Origin of the sequence: Leucobacter chromiiresistens (assembly GCF_900102345.1) — a bacterium.
Lineage (GTDB): Bacteria > Actinomycetota > Actinomycetes > Actinomycetales > Microbacteriaceae > Leucobacter > Leucobacter chromiiresistens.
Genome location: NZ_FNKB01000001.1, coordinates 1,189,758 through 1,208,063 on the forward strand (window position 1 = coordinate 1,189,758; position 18,306 = coordinate 1,208,063).

Sequence of the window (18,306 nt, forward strand, 5' to 3'; positions counted from 1 at the left end):
TGCGCCGGTGCCTCGGTCCACTTGTTTTCCGGGCTAACGTGATGCGCATGGAGCTTCCCCGCACGCGCACGCTGCTGCCCGACGTCAGATGGCGCGAGTCGTCGCCCTCCACCAACGCCGAGCTGCGCGCGCTCGCGACGGCGGAGCGGAGCGGGGGCGCGGAGGGGCTGCCGCACGGCGCGCTGCTGGCGACGAGCGATCAGACGGCGGGTCGCGGGCGCCTCGACCGCGGGTGGGTGACGCCACCGAACACGTCGATCGCGGCGTCGCTGCTGGTGCGCGGGTTCGGCGCGACCGGACTGGGCGTGAGCTGGCTCCCCCTGCTCGCCGGATCGGCGGTCGCCGCCGCCCTGCAGCCGCACTTCTCGGCCGCGGCGGCCCGCGCGGGCGGCGAGGCGCAGCGCGTCGGCGTGAAGTGGCCGAACGACGTGCACGTGCGCGACGAGCGCGACGCGATGGCCGGGCGCCCCGGCAGGAAGCTCTGCGGCATCCTGTGCGAGCTGCTGCCGGGCGGTGGGGCGCAGGGGCACGACGTGGTGGTGGGCACCGGCATCAACCTGCTGATCCCCGAGTGGGAGCTGCCCACCGATCGCGCGACCTCGCTGCTCGCGGCGGGTGCCGACACGGGCGGGGCCGAGAGCCTCGCCGATGCTGCGGGCCGCGATCTCACCGACCGGGTGCTCGCCGACTACGCCCGCGAGCTGCTGCGGCTCGTGCGCCTCGCGAGCGAGGAGCCCGAGGCGGCGCGCGCACGCATCGCCCGGCACTCGCTCACGCTCGGCACGGAGGTGCGCGTGCACCTGCCCGGCGGCGAGGTCGTGGACGGCCGGGCGCGGGCGCTCGCCGCCGACGGGTCGCTCGTCGTCGACCTGCCCACCGGCGGCGAGCTCACGGTCTCGGCGGGCGACGTCGAGCACCTGCGCTAGGCGGCGAGCCCTTCCGGTGGGCGGGGCGCGGGATCACCGCGCCCGGTGCAGCTCCTCGCCCTGCACGGTGGTGCTGAGCACGCGCGACGCGAGCAGCGCCTCGGGGGCGGCCTCGAGCGGGTTCACGTCGAGCACGATGAAGTCGGCGGCCAGGCCCGCCCGGATCCGGCCCGTCGTGTCGTCCATCTCGCCGGCGAACGCGCCGCCCGCGGTGAGGGCGGTCAGGGCGTCGGCCGGGGTGAAGGCGCGCTCCGGGTGGTAGGGGTCGCGCTCGGGCGCGAGCACCGAGGCGCCGGTCAGCGCGATGTAGAGGTTCGGGATCGCCTCGTGCGGGGCGGTCGGCGCATCCGTGCCGAGCGTGATCGCGACCCCCGCGGCGCGGAACTTCTGCCACGGGAAGCCGAGCTCCTGGCGCTCGTCGCCGAGCTGCGCCTTCCAGTTGTCGAGCACGGCGGGGTCGCAGTGCACCGGCTGCATCGAGGCGACCACTCCGAGCTCGCCCATGCGGACGATGGTGTCGTCGGCGACGCTCTCGAGGTGCTCGATGCGGTGTCGGCGTGCGCGCGGCCCGTTCGCGCGCACGCAGTGCTCGACGACGTCGAGGGCGATCTGGCTCGTGCGGTCGCCGATCGCGTGCATCGCGATCTGCAGCCCCGCACGGTCGGCGGCCTCGGCGACGGGGAGGATGCGCTCGGCCGTCCAGATCGGCTCGGCGTTGCTCCCGTCGGCGTAGGGGGCGAGCATCGTCGCGGTGCACGCGTCGATGGTGCCGTCCATGATGAACTTCACGCCGGCGATCCGCAGCCAGTCGCGCGCGGGCCCCGCGGCGATCTCCTCGCGGAGGGCCGCGATGCGCTCGGCGCCCGCGACATCGCGGGCTGCGTCGCCGGTCGGCTCCAGGATCCAGTGCGCCGTCACCGGGAACGGCAGGCGGCCGTCGCGGGCGATGATGGTCTGGAGGCCGGTCACCTCGGCGGCGTTGAGCGACATCTCCGTGACCCCGGTCACTCCGGCCGCGAGGTAGGTCGCGAAGGCGCGGTCGAGGGCGGCGACCACGTCGGCCTCGGTGGTCTGCGAGCTCAGGAACGCCCAGGCGAACTGGGTGCCGGCGGTCTCCAGCAGCAGGCCGGTCGCGTCGCCCGCGGCGTCGCGCACGATCTCGCCGCCGACGGGATCGGGGGTCTCCCGGGTGATGCCGAGCTCGCGCAGCGCGGCGCCGTTCACCCACGTCGAGTGGAAGTCGTTCGCGTCGAGGTACACGGGCACGTCGGGCAGCACCTCGTCGAGCATCTCGGCGGTCGGCCGCCCGTCTGGGAGCGCGTCGAACAGCCAGCCGCTGCCGAGCACCCGAGCGGCCGACGGATCGGCCTCGCGGGCGGCGACGAGGCGCTGCTGCATCTCCGCGAGCGTGGCGCAGTCGCGCAGCTGCACGCGCCCGAGCGACTCGCCGAAGCCGACGAGGTGCGTGTGCGAGTCGATGAAGCCCGGCGCGACGAACCGGCCCTCGAGGTCGACCTCGACGACCTCGTGCGATCCTGCGCCGCCCGCGACGCCGCCCACCGCGGTGCGCACGTCGGCGACCGAGCCCACGGCCGTGAAGCGGCCGTCTGCGACCGCGAAGGCCTCGGCGATGGGGTGGGGCTGCTCGGGCGTCGGGTCGGCGGTGAATACGACGGCGTTGCGGTACAGAGTGGTCGTCATGGGGAGTCTCCGAGGGTCGGGAGCGGATCACGGTGCGGATCGCGGGGCGCGGTGCGCGGGTTGCGGTGCGCGGATCGCAGCGCGCGGGGAGGGGTGGGGCGCCCGGACGGCCGGGCGCCCCGGGCGGTCACCGCGTGGAGCGCGTCTCGGAGGCGTCGAGCGGGTGCTGCGCCGAGAGCGCATCGATCGCCTCGGTCGAGGGGATCTCCTCCGAGAAGTTGAGCTTCGGCACCGGCTTCGTGAAGAAGCCGGTCTTCAGCGCCAGGATCGCGACGCCGATGAGCATCCAGATGCCGCCGACGATCCAGGTGAGGCCCTCGAGCGAGGTCCACAGCCAGATGGTGAGGCCGAAGCCGATGAGGGGGAGCACGCCGTAGCGGAACCAGCCCCACGCCGAGACGGGCTCGGTGCGGCCGCCCTTCGGGAAGAGGTAGGTGCGGATCACGGAGAGGTTGACCATCGCGAAGGCGGCGAGCGCGCCGAAGCTGATCATGAACGCCGCCTGGTCGAGACTCACGAAGAGGCTCGCGAGCGCCACGACGGAGACCGTGGTCGCCGCGACGATCGGCGTGCCGAAGCGCTTCGAGAGGATGCCGAGCGGCTTCGGGAGGATGCCGTCGCGGCCCATCGAGTAGAGGATGCGCGAGACCGCGACCTGGCCGGCGAGGCCGGAGCCGAAGCAGCCGGCGACGGTGATGATGACGAAGATCGCCGCGAGCACGTCGCCGCCGACGTGGGCGAAGAGCACGGCGCCCGCCGCGTCGAGCAGTTCGGTCGACGCGGTGCTCCAGTCGTCGAGGTAATAGGCGCGTGCGCCGACGTACGAGACGATGATGAAGATGAGGCCGCCGATGATGGTCGTGAGCATGATGGCGCGGGGGATGTCGCGGCGCGGGTTCTTCGCCTCCTCGGAGAGGGTGGAGACGGCGTCGAAGCCGAGGAACGAGAGCGCGAGCACCGCGGCGCCGGTGAAGATCGGGCTGTAGCCGACCGAGCCGGGGATGAAGGGGTCGAGCAGCGACGGCGCGTTCGGGTCGTTGATGGTCGCCTTGATGGCGAGGATCGCGAAGACGATCACGGCGGCGAGGGAGACGACGACGATGACGGTGTTGATCTTGCCGACGAGCGAGATGCCGAGCACGTTGAAGACGAACACGGCGATGAGCGCGGCGAGGGTGAAGATCCACGTCGGAACGCTCGGGAACTGGGTGCCGACGTAGAGCCCGAGGATGAGGAAGTTGATCATCGGGATGAAGAGGTAGTCGAGCATGAGCACCCAGCCGGTGAGGAAGCCGGTGGCGCCCCCGAAGGACTGCTGCGAGTAGGTGTAGGCCGATCCGGCGACCGGGTAGCGGCGCACCATGGCGGCGTAGCTGCCGGCGGTGAACAGCATGACGACGAGGGCGACGATGTACGAGTCCACGAGGTGGCCCTCGGTCAGCTGGTTCACGATGCCGTAGGTCGTGAACACGGTGCCGATGGCCATGTACGAGAGCCCGAACAGTGTGAGGGTGATGGGTCCAAGAGTGCGCTTGAGATGCGCCCCGGTTGCTTCGCTCACTGAATCTCCTGTGATGTGGCGGCTGGTGCCGGCGTTCTGCGCCGGTTCCGTCTGCGGAACCGCGACCAAAATGAACAATGTTCTTTTTGACGTGAATAGACTAGACGCAGATCGTCAGGATTGCGAGTTCGCGAGCGCGACTCGAGGCTGAGCGCGTCGACGAGGGAGTGATGCACGTGGGGGAACGGGAGCGACGGCGCGTGGGGCGACCCAGCGAGCAGGTGCTCTCGCGGGTCAGGATCGTTGAAACCGCGCTCGACCTCCTCGACGAGCACGGCGAGGGGTTCGGCATGCGCGACCTCGCGCGCGAGCTCGGCGTGCGGCCGTCGGCGCTCTACAACCACGTCGAGAACAAGGAGGACGTGTTCCGCGGCATCCGCGAGGTGATCGCGGGGCGCGTGTCGACGCGCGAGCTCGACCACGAACCCTGGGACGACGCCCTCGCCGCCTGGGCGCGCTCGTACCGCGACGCATTCGCCGCGCACCCGCCCACCATCGCCCTGCTCGCCGTCATGCCGTTCGACCCCGGCTCCGACGTGTTCGCATCGTACGACCGCATCGTCGGGCTGCTGATCGCGGAGGGGTGGAGCCGGGCCGCCGCGCTCAACATCCTGGTCGCGTTCGAGTCGTTCATCCTCGGCTCCGCGCTCGACGCCGCGGCCGCCCCCGACATGATGCACGCGCGCGGCCGCGGCGACGTGCCGAACTTCACGGCCGCCTATGCGGAGCGGGAGCGGCGGGTCGCGGCGACGGGCGCGGCGCCCGCCGATCAGGCGTTCGAGGCCGGGCTCGAGCTGCTGCTGCGGGGTCTGCGCGCCGAGCAGCGCGAGCGCGAGGCGGGCGCACGCGCCGCCTCCTGAAGCGCCGCCCTGCTCGCCCCTCTGCGCCCCGCCCGCGCCGCCCGCCCGCCCGCGCCGCTCGCCCGCCCGCCCTGCGCCCCGCTCGCCCTGCGCCCCGCCCGCCGAGACCGAGGGTTCGGCGCGAGCACGAGCGCATTTCCGCCGCGGAAACCCTCGGTCTCGGCGCGAGGGCTCGGTCTCAGCGCGGTGGGCGAGCGCGGTGGGGCAGCGCGGTGGGGGCAGGGCGCGGTGGGGCGGGGCGGTGGGCGGCGCAGACGCGCGCGCCGGCCCCCACCCGTGCGGGCGGGGACCGGCGCGCGTGCAGCCGGGTCGATCAGCGCGGGTCGAGCGGGTACTCCTCGGCCAGCTGATCGATCTGCTGGGTGCTGGGATCCTGCTCGGAGAAGTCCATCTTCGGCACCGGGCGGCGGAACCCGCCGGTGACGATCGCGATGATGACGACGCCGACGGCGAGCCAGATCGCGCCGACGAGCCAGGTGAGCGCCTGCAGCGACGTCCACAGCCAGATCGTGAGCGCGAAGCCGATGAGCGGCATGACCCCGTAGCGGATCCAGGCCCAGACGCCCTCGGGCCGCTTGCCGTGCTTCGGGAAGAGGTACGAGCGGATCACCGACAGGTTGACCATCGCGAACGCCGCGAGCGCGCCGAAGCTGATCATGAACGCCACGGTGTCGAGCGAGAGGAACAGCGCGGAGAGCGCGAACACCGAGACGACCACCGCGGCCACGACGGGTGTGCTGAAGCGCTGGTGCAGCCGCGAGAGCGGCTTCGGCAGCATGCCGTCGCGGCCCATCGCGTAGAGGATGCGCGAGACCGACACCTGGCCGGTCATGCCGGAGCCGAAGGCGCCCACCACGTAGATGGCGACGAAGAACGCCGTCAGCCAGCTCACGCCGAAGCTGTCCATCACCGTGGTGCCCGCGGCGTCGATCTGCTCGGGGCTCAGCGTCTCCCAGTCGGGGCTGAACGCGAGCGCGCCCGCCCACGACACGAGGATGAAGAAGAACCCGCCGAGCAGCGTGGAGAGCACGATCGCGCGCGGGATGTCGCGGCGCGGCTGCTTCGCCTCCTCGGAGAGCGTCGACACGGCGTCGAACCCGAGGAACGAGAGTGCGAGGATCGCGGCGCCCGAGGCGACCGCCCCGATGCCGCCCTCGCCGAAGGTGAAGGGTTCGATGAGGCCGACCGACTGGTCGCCGCCCAGGTACTGCTTGAACGCGAGGGCCACGAACACGATCACGAGCACGATCGAGAGGGCGATGATCACGAAGTTCACCTTGTTCACCAGATTGATGCCCAGGATGTTGAACACGAGCACCAGCAGCAGGGCGACGAGGGTGAAGACCCAGACCGGCACCGCGGGGAACTGCGTGTTGAGGTAGATGCCGATGAGCATGAAGTTGATCATCGGGATGAAGAGGTAGTCGAGCAGCATCACCCAGCCGGTCAAGAACCCTGCTGCGCCGCCGAACGACTGCTGCGAGTACGTGTACGCGGATCCCGCGACGGGGTACTTGCGCACCATCGCGCCGTAGCTCGCCGCGGTGAAGAGCATGGTGATGACGGCGACGATGTACGCCGCGGGCAGATGCCCGTCGGTCACCTGGTTCACGATGCCGTACGTCGTGAAGACGGTGATGACCGTCATGTAGGTCACCCCGAACAGGGTCAGGCCGGTGAGGCCGAGCGCCCGCTGCAGGCGGGGTTTGGCGTGCGTATCGCTCACGGTGGTCTCCTTTGAGTCGTGCGATAGAGGGGGAGGCGGAGTCAGGTGGTGCGGGGGGCGCCGGGGGCGCCGGAGGTGTGCAGGAAGGTCACGTCGCCCGCGAGCCACGTGCCGAGCACGTCGAGTTCGGCGATCGACTCGGGCGCGACGGCCAGCGGGTTCGCCGAGAGCCAGGCGGCGTCGGCCGCGCGGCCCACCGCGAGGGTGCCGCGGTCGCTCGCGAGGGCCTGGCGCGCGATGCCGGTCGTGTAGGCGCCGAGCGCGACGGCCGCGGAGACCCGCTCGTCGGGCAGCCACGCCTCGGCGTCGGGCTCGGTGTGGCTGTGGCGCGTGATCGCCGTCGAGAGTGCGGGACGCCAGTCGCGAGTCGTCACCGGCCAGTCGCTGCCGAAGGTGACCGTGGCGCCGCTGCGGTGGACCGAGCCGATGAGGTACTGCCACCCCTCGCGGGAGTGGCCGAGGTGCGGGATGGTGAGGTCGCGCATCACCGCGTCGCACTGCGCCCAGTAGGGCTCGAAGTTCGCGATGACGCCGAGCTCGGCGAAGCGCTGCACATCTGCCGGGTCGAGCACGGCGACGTGCGCGATCACGTGGTGGCGCTCGCGGCCGGGGTCGGCGTCGCGCGCCTGCTCGAGCGCGTCGAGCGCGCTGCGGTTCGCCGCATCGCCGATCGCGTGGAGGTGCAGCTGGAATCCTTCGGCGTCGAAGGCGCGCACCGCCTCCGCGAGCTCCGCGTCGCTCCAGTTCGGCAGCCCGCGGTCGTCGGGCCGGTCGGCGTACGGCTCGATGAGCGCGGCGGTGTGGCTCTCGATGACGCCGTCGAGGAAGAACTTGACGGTGTCGCCGGTGAGCCGGGGGTGCCCGAGGGAGCGCACGCGGCTGCGATTCGAGGCGAACTCCGCGACCTGCTCCCGCCAGCGGGCGGGGTCGGCGCGGAAGGCGAGGTTGACGCGCGTGTGCAGGCGCTCCTGCTGGGCGGCCTCGAGGTAGAGCCCGAGGTCGGCGGGTTCGACCCACGCGTCCTGGATCCACGTGGTGCCCTGCTCGGCGTAGCCGCGGGTCGCCCGTTCGATGGCGTCGAGCCGCTGCTCCAGGGTGAACGGGGGCACGATGTCGGCGATGAAGTCGTTCGCCGCGGCCTCCTGCAGGGTGCCGAGCGGCGAGCCGTCGGCGCGGCGCACGATGCGGCCGAGCTCGGGATCGGGGGTGTCGGCGGTGATGCCGGCGGCGGCGAGCGCGGCGCTGTTCACCCATGCGGTGTGGTAATCCCAGGCGCGGAGGATGGTGGGGGTGTCGCCCGTGACCTCGTCGAGCCAGCGCGCGTCGAACAGGCCGCCCTCGGAGAAGGTCGCGTCGTAGCTCGCTCCGACGATCCACTCGGCGTCGGGGTGGGCGGCCTTCCACTCGGCGACCGCGGAGACGATGCCGGCGAGGTCTGCGGCCTGGCGCACCTGCGGCCCGAGCGCCTCGACGCCGCCGAGCACGGGGTGCGCGTGGCCGTCGCCGATGCCCGGCACGAGGGCGCCGCCGGCGAGGTCGATCACGGTGGTGACGTCGCCGGTGGGGGAGACGGCGAGCGCGCGGGCGTCGTCGCCGAGCGCGGCGACCGCGCCGTCGCGGAAGGCGATCGCGTCGCTCGTCGCGGTCTCGGGGCTGCGGCCCGCCTCGTCGGGATCGACGATGATCGTTCCGTTGAGGAAGACGGTGACTCGCGAGGCATCGCTCATGCTGCATCCTTGCTGCTCGGCGCCGAGAGGCGGTGGGGCTAGTGTGGTAAACGAACGGGGTTCGTTTACCGGCGGGACGAGAATAGTACGGATCGCCCGGGAGCGCGAGCGCACCACCGGATTCGTTGCGCAATCCGTATCGAGCAGCACGAGGGAGTGACATGACGGCGGAGGGGACTCCGAAACGACGGCGGGCGGGGCGCCCGAAGCAGAACGTGCTCTCGCCGCGCCTGATCCACGAGACCGCGCTGCGCCTCATCGACCGCCACGGGGTCGAGGGGGCCGGGATGCGCGCGATCGCGGCGGAGCTGGGCGTGCGCCCCTCGTCGCTCTACAACCACGTGGCGGGCCAGCACGAGCTCATCGCCGGCGTGCGCGACCTCGTGAGCGAGCGCATCCCCACCGCGCCGTTCGCGGACCGGCCCTGGGACGAGGCGCTCGAGCTGTGGGCACGGGGGTACCGTCTGGCGTTCGCCTCGCATCCGCCGACGATCGCGCTGCTCGCCGTGCAGCCCCTCACCGCCGACTCGGCGACCTCGCTCATGTACGACGCGGTCGCGGCGGCGCTCGTGCGCGCGGGCTGGCCCGAGGAGCGGGCGCTCTCGGTGATCGTGGCGTTCGAGTGCTTCATCCTCGGCGCGGCGCTCGACCTCGCGGCCGACCCGACGATGCTCGACCCGGGGCGGCGCGACGACGTGCCCGCGTTCTCGGGGGTCTACCGAGCCCGCGGCGCCGCGCTCGACGCCTCGGGCGCGAGCCCCGCCGATGACGCGTTCGAGATCGGCCTGCGGGCGATGCTCGCCGGACTGCGCGCCGAGTACGCGCGGCTGGGTGCGGAGGCGCCCGGCGAGGCGGGCAGGGCCCCCGGCGAGGCGGGTGAGGCGCCCGGCGGCGCTAGAAGATGATCGTGCGGTCGCCGTCGACCAGCACCCGGTTCTCGGCGTAGGAGCGCACGGCGTGGCGCAGCACGCGGGCCTCCACGTCCTGCCCGAGCTGCGTCAGCGAGCGCACGGTGTAGCCGTGGTCGACGCGGATCGTATCCTGCTCGATGATCGGCCCCTCGTCGAGGTCGGTCGTGACGAAGTGCGCCGTCGCCCCGATGAGCTTCACGCCGCGCTGGTGCGCCTGCTTGTAGGGGTTCGCCCCCTTGAAGCCCGGCAGGAAGGAGTGGTGGATGTTGATCGCGCGGCCCTCGAGCCGGGCGCACAGCTCGGGGGAGAGGATCTGCATGTAGCGCGCGAGCACGACGAGTTCGATGTCGAGCTCGTCGACCGCCTCCATGACGCGCGCCTCGAACGCCGCCTTGTCGTCGGCGCCCGAGATGGCGCGGTGCTCGAACGGCACATCGTAGAACTCGGCGATGTCGCGCACGGTCTCGTGGTTCGACAGCACGAGCGGCACGTCGATCGCGAGCTGGCCGGCGCGGCGGCGGTAGAGCAGGTCGTTCACGCAGTGGGTCGCCGTGGAGGCGAGGATCAGGGTGCGCACCGGCCGATCGGCGCGGTCGAGGCGCCACGTCATGTGATAGCGCTCGGTGACGGGGGCGAGCGCCTGGGCGAACCGCTGGTCGAAGGTCTCGGGCTGCGCGACGGCCTCGACCTGCAGGCGCATGAAGAAGCGCCCCGTGTCAGCTGAGGCGAACTGCTGGCTCTCCGCGATGTTGCCGCCCGCGGCGACGATGGCGCCGCTGATCGCGTGCACGATTCCCGGCCCGTCGATGCAGGAGAGGGTGAGCACCCACTGGGTGTCGGGCGCGGTGGGCGGAGCGGGGAGCGTAGTCACGGTGTCCAGGGTAGTGCGTGCGCCCGGCCGGCCCAATTTTGCTACAGTGACGCCAGGGGGCGGCGCCCCGGGCTCCAGCGGAGCTCACCGGGCGGCGAGCATCAGCGCAAAGGAGTGAATGGATGTCGCAGTTACGCACCGAAGCACCGAGCGGAGCGGTTCCCGAGCAGGACCTGGCCCTGCCTCCCGTCGCCCTCACCGACGCGGAGCGGGCGGAGGACGACGGCAGGCGGCGCGGCCTGAAGATCGCGATCTGGATCGCGGTCGGCGTGCTGGGCGCGATCGGCTGGACCATGCTCGCCCTCGCCCGCAGCGAGACGGTGAACGCGATCTGGTTCGTGTTCGCGGGCGTCTGCACCTACCTCATCGGCTACCGCTTCTACTCGAAGTTCATCGAGTGGAAGATCGCGCGGCCCGACGACCGCCGGGCGACGCCCGCCGAGTACCGGGCCAACGGCAGCGACTACGTGGTGACCGACCGTCGCGTGCTCTACGGCCACCACTTCGCCGCGATCGCCGGTGCGGGGCCGCTCGTCGGCCCGATCCTCGCCGCGCAGTGGGGCTTCCTGCCGGGCACGATCTGGATCATCGTCGGCGTGATCGTGGCCGGAGCCGTGCAGGACTACCTGGTGCTCTACTTCTCGATGCGCCGCGGGGGGCGCTCGCTCGGGCAGATGGCCCGGGATCAGCTCGGTCGCATCGGCGGCACGGCGGCGATTCTCGCGACGCTCGTGATCATGGTCATCATCGTCGCGATCCTCGCCCTCGTCGTGGTGAACGCGCTGGCCGAGAGCCCGTGGGGCGTCTTCTCCGTCGGCCTCACCATCCCCATCGCCCTCTTCATGGGCGTGTACCTGCGCTACCTGCGCCCGGGCCGCATCACCGAGGTGTCGATCATCGGCTTCGTGCTGCTCATGGCCGCCATCATCTCGGGCGGATGGGTCGCCGAGACCGAGTGGGGCGCCGCGCTCTTCACGCTCGACAAGACGACGCTCGCCTGGTGCATCATCATCTACGGGTTCATCGCCGCCGTGCTGCCCGTGTGGCTGCTCCTCGCCCCGCGCGACTACCTCTCGACGTTCATGAAGGTCGGCGTGATCCTGCTGCTCGCGGCGGCCGTGATCCTCGTCATGCCGAGCGTCGAGGCGCCCGCGCTCAGCGAGTTCGCGTTCACCGACACCGCGCCCGTGGTGACCGGCAGCATCTTCCCGTTCCTCTTCGTGACGATCGCGTGCGGCGCCCTGTCGGGGTTCCACGCCCTCATCTCGAGCGGCACCACCCCGAAGCTCGTGCAGAAGGAGCGGCAGACCCGCGTCATCGGGTACGGCGGCATGCTCATGGAGTCGTTCGTGGCGCTGATGGCGCTCGTCGCCGCGGTGACGCTCGACCAGGGCATCTACTACGCGATGAACGGATCGGCGGCCGCGACGGGCGGCACGGTGCAGGGCGCGGTCGACTTCGTCATGGGCCTCGGCATCGCGGGCGTCGACGTCACGGCGCAGCAGCTCACCGACGTCGCCGCCGCCGTCGGCGAGGAGAGCATCGTCTCGCGCACCGGCGGGGCCCCGACGCTCGCCCTCGGCCTCGCGAACATCATGAAGGATCTCATCGGCGGCACCGCCATGATGGGGTTCTGGTACCACTTCGCGATCATGTTCGAGGCGCTCTTCATCCTGACCGCGGTCGACGCCGGCACGCGGGTGGCGCGCTTCATGCTGCAGGACTCGCTCGGCAACGTCATGCCGAAGTTCGGAGACAACTCGTGGCGGCCGGGCGTGTGGATCACCACGGCCATCATGGTCGCGGCGTGGGGGTCGATCCTCATCATGGGGGTCACCGATCCGCTCGGGGGCATCAACACCCTCTTCCCGCTCTTCGGCATCGCGAACCAGCTGCTCGCGGCAATCGCGCTCGCGGTGGTCATGGCGATCGTCGCCGCGCAGAAGAACTTCCGATACCTCTGGGTCGTGGTCGTGCCCCTCGCCCTCACCGCCGTGGTCACGATCACCGCGTCGATGTACAAGATCTTCTCGCCGAACCCCGCGATCGGCTACTGGGCGAACCACGTCGCGTTCCGCGATGCGCTCGCCGCCGGGGAGACGTCGCACGGCACGGCCGAGGGGGTCGAGGCGATGAGCGCGGTGGTGCGCAACACGGCGATCCAGGGCACGCTCTCGATCCTCTTCGTCACGCTCGCGATCATCGTCATCATCACCGCGATCGTCGCCGTGCTGCGGTCGCGCCGCAGCCCCGAAGCCGTCGACACGAGCGACCCGCCGGTCGCATCGCGCACCTATGCACCCGCAGGCATATTCGCGACGGTGAACGAGCGCCGGCTCGAGCGCCGGTGGCGGAGGAGCAGCCCGATGCGGTGCGCACCGGCGGGCACTGACCGGGCAGCCCTCGGGTGCGGGGCGGGCGTCGCATGCGCGCGCTGATGGGGGCCGCCGCCCGCGCCGCACGCCGCGTGCGGTGGTTCTGCCGCGAGCTCTTCGGCGATGCGAAGTACGACCGCTACGTCGCGCATCTGCGGATCGCCCACCCCGACGCCCCGGTGCCCGACGCGCGCACGTTCTGGCGGGAGCACTACGCGGAGCAGGATCGCAACCCCGGTGCGCGCTGCTGCTAGCGCCGGGGCGGCGGCCCGCGCCGCTCGCCGCTGCGGCCGCCGCTTGCTAAGCTGAGCGCGTCGTGACTGGCGTACAGATGGTCACCATCGGGAAACGACACACTGCTTGCAAGGGACGGCCGCTCGCCTGGGTCGGATCCGGAAATGTTGCCGCGCTCGCGCGCGAATCACCACCGAGGAGCATTGCATGACCACCCAGTCAGCCTTTTTCAACGAGCCGCTCGAGACGGTCGATCCCGAGATCGCCGAGGTGCTCAAGAACGAGTTGGGCCGCCAGCGGTCGACGCTCGAGATGATCGCCAGTGAGAACTTCGTCCCCCGCGCCGTGCTCGAGTCGCAGGGGTCCGTGCTCACCAACAAGTACGCCGAGGGCTACCCCGGCCGCCGCTACTACGGCGGGTGCGAGTTCGTCGACGTCGCCGAAGACCTGGCCCGCGAGCGCGCCAAGTCGCTCTTCGGCGCCGCCTACGCGAACGTGCAGCCGCACTCCGGCGCCTCGGCCAACGCCGCGGTGCTCTCGGCCATCGCCGAGCCGGGCGACACGATCCTCGGCCTCGAGCTCTCGCACGGCGGGCACCTCACCCACGGCATGAAGCTCAACTTCTCGGGCAAGCTGTACAAGGTCGCCTCGTACGGCGTCGACCCCGAGACCTTCCTCATCGACATGGACGTCGTGCGCCAGCAGGCGCTCGAGCACCGCCCCAAGGTGATCATCGCCGGGTGGTCGGCCTACCCCCGCACGCTCGACTTCGCGAAGTTCCGCGAGATCGCCGACGAGGTGGGCGCGACGCTCTGGGTCGACATGGCCCACTTCGCCGGCCTCGTGGCCGCGGGCCTCTACCCGAACCCGGTGCCGCACGCGCACGTCGTGTCGTCGACCGTGCACAAGACCATCGGCGGCCCCCGCTCCGGCTTCATCCTGACCAACGACCTCGAGCTCCACAAGAAGCTGAACTCGAACGTCTTCCCCGGCCACCAGGGCGGGCCGCTCATGCACGTGATCGCCGCGAAGGCGACGGCGTTCAAGCTCGCGGCGACCGAGGAGTTCGCCGACCGCCAGGTGCGCACCCTCGCCGGTGCGAAGCTCGTGGCCGACGCGCTGACCACGGAGGCGTCGCGGGCCGCGGGCGTCGACGTGCTCACCGGGGGCACCGACGTGCACCTGGTGCTCGCAGACCTGCGCAACTCGTCGCTCGACGGCCAGCAGGCCGAGGATGCGCTGCACGCCGTCGGCATCACCGTCAACCGCAACGCGGTTCCCTTCGACCCGCGCCCGCCGATGGTCACGTCGGGCCTGCGCATCGGCACGCCCGCCCTCGCGACGCGCGGCTTCGGCGACGCGGAGTTCGCGGAGGTGGCCGACATCATCGCGCTCACCCTGCAGCAGTCGGGCGACGTCGACGGGCTCTCGGCGCGCGTGAAGGCGCTCGCCGACGCGTTCCCGCTGTACCCCGGCCTCGAGGAGTGGTGACCGGTGGCCGCTGAGCTGCTCGACGGGAAGGCAGCCGCCGCCGCGATCAAGCGCGAGCTCTCCGGCCGCGTGGCGGCGCTGCGCGAGCGCGGCGTCGTGCCGGGGCTCGCGACCGTGCTCGTCGGCGACGATCCCGGTTCGCAGTGGTACGTCGCGGGCAAGCACCGCGACTGCGCCGAGGTCGGCATCGCGTCGATCAAGCGCGACCTGCCCGAGTCGGTGACGCAGGAGGAGCTCGAGACGGTGCTCGACGAGCTCAACGCCGACCCCGAGTGCACGGGGTACATCGTGCAGCTGCCGCTGCCGAAGCACATCGACACCGACCGCATTCTCGAGCGCATCGACCCCGACAAGGACGCGGACGGGCTGCACCCCACGAACCTCGGGCGGCTCGTGCTCAACGCGAACCGGCCGATCGAGTCGCCGCTGCCGTGCACCCCGCGCGGCGTCATCGAGCTCGTCGAGCGCAATGGGCTCTTGTGGAGCGGCAAGCACGTCGTGGTGGTGGGCCGCGGCGTGACCGTCGGGCGGCCGATCGGGCCGCTGCTCACGCGCCGCGAGTACAACGCGACCGTGACGCTCACGCACACCGGTACGCGCGATCTCGGCGCGGTGCTGCAGCAGGCCGACGTGATCGTCGCCGCCGCGGGCGCCGAGGGCATCGTGCGCGCGGAGCACGTGAAGCCCGGCGCGATCGTGCTCGACGTCGGAGTGTCGCGGAAGACCGACCCGGAGACGGGCAGGAGCCGCGTGGTCGGCGATGTCGATCCCGCCGTCGCCGACGTCGCAGCCTGGGTCTCACCGAATCCCGGAGGCGTCGGCCCCATGACCCGCGCGCTGCTGCTGCAGAACGTCGTGGAGATGGCGGAGCGGGCCTGACCCCCGGCCCGGGGCACGGGCCGTTCAGGCGGGCGCGGCATACTGAGGTGCGTCGCGCCCGCGATGCCCGTTCCGAAGAAAGCTGAGCTCAGTACGTGACCCTGACGACCACCGCGCTCTCCGCGCTCGCGACCGCCCCCGCGCTGCTCGGCATCGACTGGCTCGATCCCGAGACGCTGCTGAAGGCGGGCGGGTGGATCGCCCTCGTGCTGGCGTGCGCGTTCGTCTTCCTGGAGACCGGCGTGCTCGTGCTCGCCTTCCTCCCCGGCGATTCGCTGCTGTTCACCGTGGGGCTATTCAGCGCGACGGGCATCATCGACGTACCGATCTGGGTGACCTGCACGCTGCTCTTCATCTGCGCCTTCGCGGGCGATCAGATGGGCTTCATGATCGGCCGCACGCTCGGGCCGGCGGTGTTCAGCCGCGAGCGGAGCCGGTTCTTCAACCCCGAAAACGTGGCGCGCACGCACGTCTTCTTCGAGAAGCACGGCCCCAAGGCGATCATCATCGCCCGCTTCCTGCCCGTCTTCCGCGCGTTCGTGCCGGCTGCCGCGGGCGTCGGCAAGATGGAGTACCGCCACTTCGTGCTGTACAACGCGGTCGGCGCGCTGCTCTGGGGCGTCGGCGTGACGCTGCTCGGCTACTTCCTCGGCCAGATCCCGTTCGTACGCGAGTACAGCGAGGTGTTCATCATCGTGCTCGTGCTCATCCCGGGCATTCCGATCCTCATCGAGCTCTTCCGCGCGCTCTCGGCCTGGCGCGCGCGCCGCCGGGCCGCAAGCGCGGAGCCCGCGGCCGACGCGCGCGACGAGATCGCGTGATGCGCATGACCATCACGCAGCTCAACACGCACCCCGGCGGCGAGTACGAGGGGCTGGTGGGCTGGATTCTGACCCTTATGGAGCGCATCGGCGAGCTCGGGGTGGGTCTCGCCGTCTTCCTCGAGACGTTCATCCCCCCGATCCCGTCGGAGGCGCTGCTGCCGGGCGCCGGCTTCCTCGCGTACGAAGGGCGGCTGAACTTCTGGCTGGCCTGGCTCATGGCGACGCTCGGCGCGCTCGTCGGGGCCTGGGTCTGGTACGCGATCGGGGCCGCATTCGGGCGCGATCGCACGCGGCGGGTGGTGGGCCGGATCCCGCTGATGGATCACGACGACTTCGACCGGGCGGAGGCCTTCTTCGCCCGCTGGGGCGGCACCGCCGTGCTCGTCGGGCGCTGCGTGCCGCTGGTGCGCTCCTTCATCTCGATCCCCGCCGGCATCGAGCGCATGTCGATCGTGAAGTTCAGCCTGTACACGCTGCTCGGATCCGGGGTGTGGAACGCGCTCTGGATCGGCCTGGGGTACGCGTTCGGGCCGGCGATCAAGCCGATCCTCGAGCAGTGGAGCGGGGTGCTCTCGGATGCGGTGATCGTGATCGTTGTCGCGCTGCTGCTCTGGTTCGTGATCGCCCGGCTCGTGCGCAACGCGCGGCGCCGGCGAGCAGAGTAGGGCGCATGCGCGGGGTTGACGGGCGCACCCGCGCGACGTAAAGTGCAACCAAATGGTTGCACGAATCTCACCCCAGCACGCGGCGGCCGGCGCGTCGGCGTCGGCGTCGGCCGCCCCCGGCGCTCCGCTCAGCGCCCCCGGCGGGCAGCTCGCCGCCCCCGGCGCTCAGCTCACCGACGAGCAGGTGAACCGCATGTTCCGCGCCCTCGCCGACGCCACGCGCCGCGACATCGTGCGCCGCACCCTCACCGCCGAAGCGTCGATATCGGAACTCGCGAGCGCCTACGACATGTCGTTCGCCGCCGTGCAGAAGCACGTCGCCGTGCTCGAAGCCGCCGACCTCGTCGCGCGCACGCCGCAGGGAAGGGAGCGCATCATCCGCGGCAACCCCGAGACCATCCGCCGGGCTCAGGAGCTCCTGGGCCGATTCGAGCAGATCTGGCGTTCGCGCACCGATCGGCTCGACGCGTTCCTCGCGGAACGCCCCGAGTGATCCCCGCGGGTGCGGCACCGACGCCGCCCGCGCAGACAGCAGAAAGGCCCGCATCATGCCCATCACCTCCGTCACCACCGACACCGAAGCCTGCACGCTCACGGTCGTCGCAGATTTCACGGTGCCCGTGCGCCGACTCTGGGACGCGTACACCGATCCTCGTCAGATCGAGCGCTTCTGGGGGCCGCCCGAGTACCCGTCGACCTTCACGCGGCACGACGCGGCTGCGGGCGGGCTCAGCACCTACGTGATGACCGGCCCGGAGGGCGACAGCCACGGCGGCTACTGGGAGTGGGAATCGGTCGACGCGCCCCGCTCCTTCGTCGTGCGCGACGGCTTCGCCGACGCCGAGGGCGCCCCCAGCACCGAGCTGCCGACGGTGCTCATGGAGTTCGCGTTCGCCGAGACGGCGCTCGGCTCCCGCCTCACCACCACCTCGCGATTCGGCTCGCTCGAGGCGCTCGAGCAGCTCACGGCGATGGGGATGGAGGAGGGCATGCGCGCCGCAATGGGGCAGATCGACGCGGTCGTCGAGGATCTCCGGTCCTTCGCCACCGACCGGTCGACCGAGGTGCAGCTGCTCGGGGAGACCCGGGCCCGCGTCTCGCGCGTCATCCGCGGCACCGTCGACGAGGTCTGGCGCGCGCACACCGAGCCCGCGCTGCTGCGGCGCTGGCAGCTCGGCCCCGACGGGTGGAGCATGCCCGTCTGCGAGTTCGGCGCGGAGGTCGGGCAGCGACTGCGCACCGAGTGGCAGAACGATGAGAGCGGTGAGCGCTTCGGGTTCGCCGGGGTCGTCGCGGAGTCGGTCGCACCGCGCCGCCTCGTCACCACGGAGCGCATGATCTCGCCGCAGGATCCCGAGGGCGCGCAGAGCCCGGAGACGCTGAACGAGCTGACGCTCACCCCGGTCGAGGGCGGCACGCTGCTCGCGTACGTCATCACCTACCCGGATGCCGATGTGCGCGAGGCGGTGCTGGCGACCGGCATGGCCGAGGGCATGGAGACCGGTTATCAGCGGCTCGAGCGGGAGGTGCTGTCGGCCTGAGGGTGCGCCCCCGC

Annotated in this window: 16 protein-coding genes and 1 riboswitch; of the genes, 11 read left to right on the forward strand and 5 right to left on the reverse strand. The window is 71.5% G+C overall.

Annotated elements, in window-relative coordinates; translation table 11 throughout:
• The first annotated feature begins 47 nt into the window (after window positions 1-47).
• Window positions 48-926 carry a biotin--[acetyl-CoA-carboxylase] ligase gene (locus tag BLT44_RS15210; RefSeq protein WP_074689998.1) on the forward strand — a complete coding sequence of 293 codons (879 nt, stop codon included), beginning with the start codon at window positions 48-50 and terminating at the stop codon, window positions 924-926.
• 33 nt (window positions 927-959) lie between these two features.
• Here the strand turns inward: BLT44_RS15210 and BLT44_RS05545 are convergent, their stop codons facing one another.
• Window positions 960-2,627: an amidohydrolase gene (locus BLT44_RS05545; RefSeq protein WP_010155054.1), complete on the reverse strand. Its 1,668-nt coding sequence runs from the start codon at window positions 2,625-2,627 to the stop codon at window positions 960-962.
• A gap of 127 nt (window positions 2,628-2,754) precedes the next feature.
• On the reverse strand, window positions 2,755-4,188 hold the full coding sequence (locus BLT44_RS05550; RefSeq protein WP_010155053.1) for an APC family permease: 1,434 nt from the start codon (window positions 4,186-4,188) through the stop codon (window positions 2,755-2,757).
• Window positions 4,189-4,358: 170 nt separating this feature from the next.
• On the opposite strand from BLT44_RS05550, the gene BLT44_RS05555 reads away from it, so the two are divergent.
• Complete coding sequence (locus tag BLT44_RS05555; protein ID WP_058594334.1) at window positions 4,359-5,048, forward strand: TetR/AcrR family transcriptional regulator; 690 nt, start codon at window positions 4,359-4,361, stop codon at window positions 5,046-5,048.
• 313 nt (window positions 5,049-5,361) lie between these two features.
• Here BLT44_RS05555 and BLT44_RS05560 read toward each other — a convergent pair whose 3' ends face one another.
• The gene (locus BLT44_RS05560) at window positions 5,362-6,774 is read right to left on the reverse strand and encodes an APC family permease (protein ID WP_010155051.1); all 1,413 of its coding nucleotides are present in this window, start codon (window positions 6,772-6,774) and stop codon (window positions 5,362-5,364) included.
• Window positions 6,775-6,815: 41 nt separating this feature from the next.
• Window positions 6,816-8,501: an amidohydrolase gene (locus BLT44_RS05565; protein WP_010155049.1), complete on the reverse strand. Its 1,686-nt coding sequence runs from the start codon at window positions 8,499-8,501 to the stop codon at window positions 6,816-6,818.
• A gap of 161 nt (window positions 8,502-8,662) precedes the next feature.
• On the opposite strand from BLT44_RS05565, the gene BLT44_RS05570 reads away from it, so the two are divergent.
• Window positions 8,663-9,406 carry a TetR/AcrR family transcriptional regulator gene (locus BLT44_RS05570; protein WP_074690000.1) on the forward strand — a complete coding sequence of 248 codons (744 nt, stop codon included), beginning with the start codon at window positions 8,663-8,665 and terminating at the stop codon, window positions 9,404-9,406.
• Here BLT44_RS05570 and purU read toward each other — a convergent pair.
• Entirely contained in the window at window positions 9,396-10,283 is an 888-nt protein-coding gene (purU, locus tag BLT44_RS05575; RefSeq protein WP_010155047.1) for a formyltetrahydrofolate deformylase, read from the reverse strand. The two genes, BLT44_RS05570 and purU, sit on opposite strands and share 11 nt — an antisense overlap.
• Before the next feature lie 122 nt (window positions 10,284-10,405).
• Here purU and BLT44_RS05580 point away from each other — a divergent pair, with 122 nt between their 5' ends.
• The 8 genes from BLT44_RS05580 (at window position 10,406) to BLT44_RS05615 (ending at window position 18,292) form a co-directional block, all read left to right on the forward strand.
• Entirely contained in the window at window positions 10,406-12,721 is a 2,316-nt protein-coding gene (locus BLT44_RS05580; protein WP_010155046.1) for a carbon starvation CstA family protein, read from the forward strand.
• Window positions 12,709-12,912: a YbdD/YjiX family protein gene (locus BLT44_RS05585; RefSeq protein ID WP_029608051.1), complete on the forward strand. Its 204-nt coding sequence runs from the start codon at window positions 12,709-12,711 to the stop codon at window positions 12,910-12,912. The genes BLT44_RS05580 and BLT44_RS05585 overlap by 13 nt, the downstream gene beginning before the upstream one ends.
• Before the next feature lie 52 nt (window positions 12,913-12,964).
• A riboswitch (ZMP/ZTP riboswitch) is annotated at window positions 12,965-13,052 on the forward strand.
• Window positions 13,053-13,099: 47 nt separating this feature from the next.
• Window positions 13,100-14,383, forward strand: coding sequence for a serine hydroxymethyltransferase (gene glyA, locus BLT44_RS05590; protein ID WP_010155044.1), 1,284 nt, complete (start codon window positions 13,100-13,102; stop codon window positions 14,381-14,383).
• A gap of 3 nt (window positions 14,384-14,386) precedes the next feature.
• On the forward strand, window positions 14,387-15,262 hold the full coding sequence (locus BLT44_RS05595; protein ID WP_010155043.1) for a bifunctional methylenetetrahydrofolate dehydrogenase/methenyltetrahydrofolate cyclohydrolase: 876 nt from the start codon (window positions 14,387-14,389) through the stop codon (window positions 15,260-15,262).
• 95 nt (window positions 15,263-15,357) lie between these two features.
• Entirely contained in the window at window positions 15,358-16,083 is a 726-nt protein-coding gene (locus tag BLT44_RS05600; protein ID WP_010155042.1) for a VTT domain-containing protein, read from the forward strand.
• Window positions 16,083-16,751 (forward strand): DedA family protein, encoded by a 669-nt coding sequence (locus BLT44_RS05605; protein WP_010155041.1) that lies wholly within the window; start codon window positions 16,083-16,085, stop codon window positions 16,749-16,751. Before BLT44_RS05600 ends, BLT44_RS05605 begins: the two co-directional genes overlap by 1 nt.
• Before the next feature lie 52 nt (window positions 16,752-16,803).
• Complete coding sequence (locus BLT44_RS05610) at window positions 16,804-17,244, forward strand: ArsR/SmtB family transcription factor (protein WP_010155040.1); 441 nt, start codon at window positions 16,804-16,806, stop codon at window positions 17,242-17,244.
• A 55-nt stretch (window positions 17,245-17,299) separates the two neighbouring features.
• A complete protein-coding gene (locus tag BLT44_RS05615; protein WP_010155038.1) occupies window positions 17,300-18,292 on the forward strand; it encodes an SRPBCC family protein in 993 nt (330 codons plus the stop codon).
• Window positions 18,293-18,306 lie beyond the last annotated feature (14 nt).

What these genes read in the sequence shown, in the direction of transcription:
- BLT44_RS15210 (WP_074689998.1), top strand. Translation starts at nt 48, where the DNA reads ATGGAGCTTCCCCGCACGCGCACGCTGCTGCCCGACGTCAGATGGCGC.
- BLT44_RS05545 (WP_010155054.1), bottom strand. Translation starts at nt 2,627, where the DNA reads ATGACGACCACTCTGTACCGCAACGCCGTCGTATTCACCGCCGACCCG.
- BLT44_RS05555 (WP_058594334.1), top strand. Translation starts at nt 4,359, where the DNA reads ATGCACGTGGGGGAACGGGAGCGACGGCGCGTGGGGCGACCCAGCGAG.
- BLT44_RS05565 (WP_010155049.1), bottom strand. Translation starts at nt 8,501, where the DNA reads ATGAGCGATGCCTCGCGAGTCACCGTCTTCCTCAACGGAACGATCATC.
- BLT44_RS05570 (WP_074690000.1), top strand. Translation starts at nt 8,663, where the DNA reads ATGACGGCGGAGGGGACTCCGAAACGACGGCGGGCGGGGCGCCCGAAG.
- BLT44_RS05580 (WP_010155046.1), top strand. Translation starts at nt 10,406, where the DNA reads ATGTCGCAGTTACGCACCGAAGCACCGAGCGGAGCGGTTCCCGAGCAG.
- BLT44_RS05585 (WP_029608051.1), top strand. Translation starts at nt 12,709, where the DNA reads ATGCGCGCGCTGATGGGGGCCGCCGCCCGCGCCGCACGCCGCGTGCGG.
- glyA (WP_010155044.1), top strand. Translation starts at nt 13,100, where the DNA reads ATGACCACCCAGTCAGCCTTTTTCAACGAGCCGCTCGAGACGGTCGAT.
- BLT44_RS05605 (WP_010155041.1), top strand. Translation starts at nt 16,083, where the DNA reads ATGCGCATGACCATCACGCAGCTCAACACGCACCCCGGCGGCGAGTAC.
- BLT44_RS05610 (WP_010155040.1), top strand. Translation starts at nt 16,804, where the DNA reads ATGGTTGCACGAATCTCACCCCAGCACGCGGCGGCCGGCGCGTCGGCG.
- BLT44_RS05615 (WP_010155038.1), top strand. Translation starts at nt 17,300, where the DNA reads ATGCCCATCACCTCCGTCACCACCGACACCGAAGCCTGCACGCTCACG.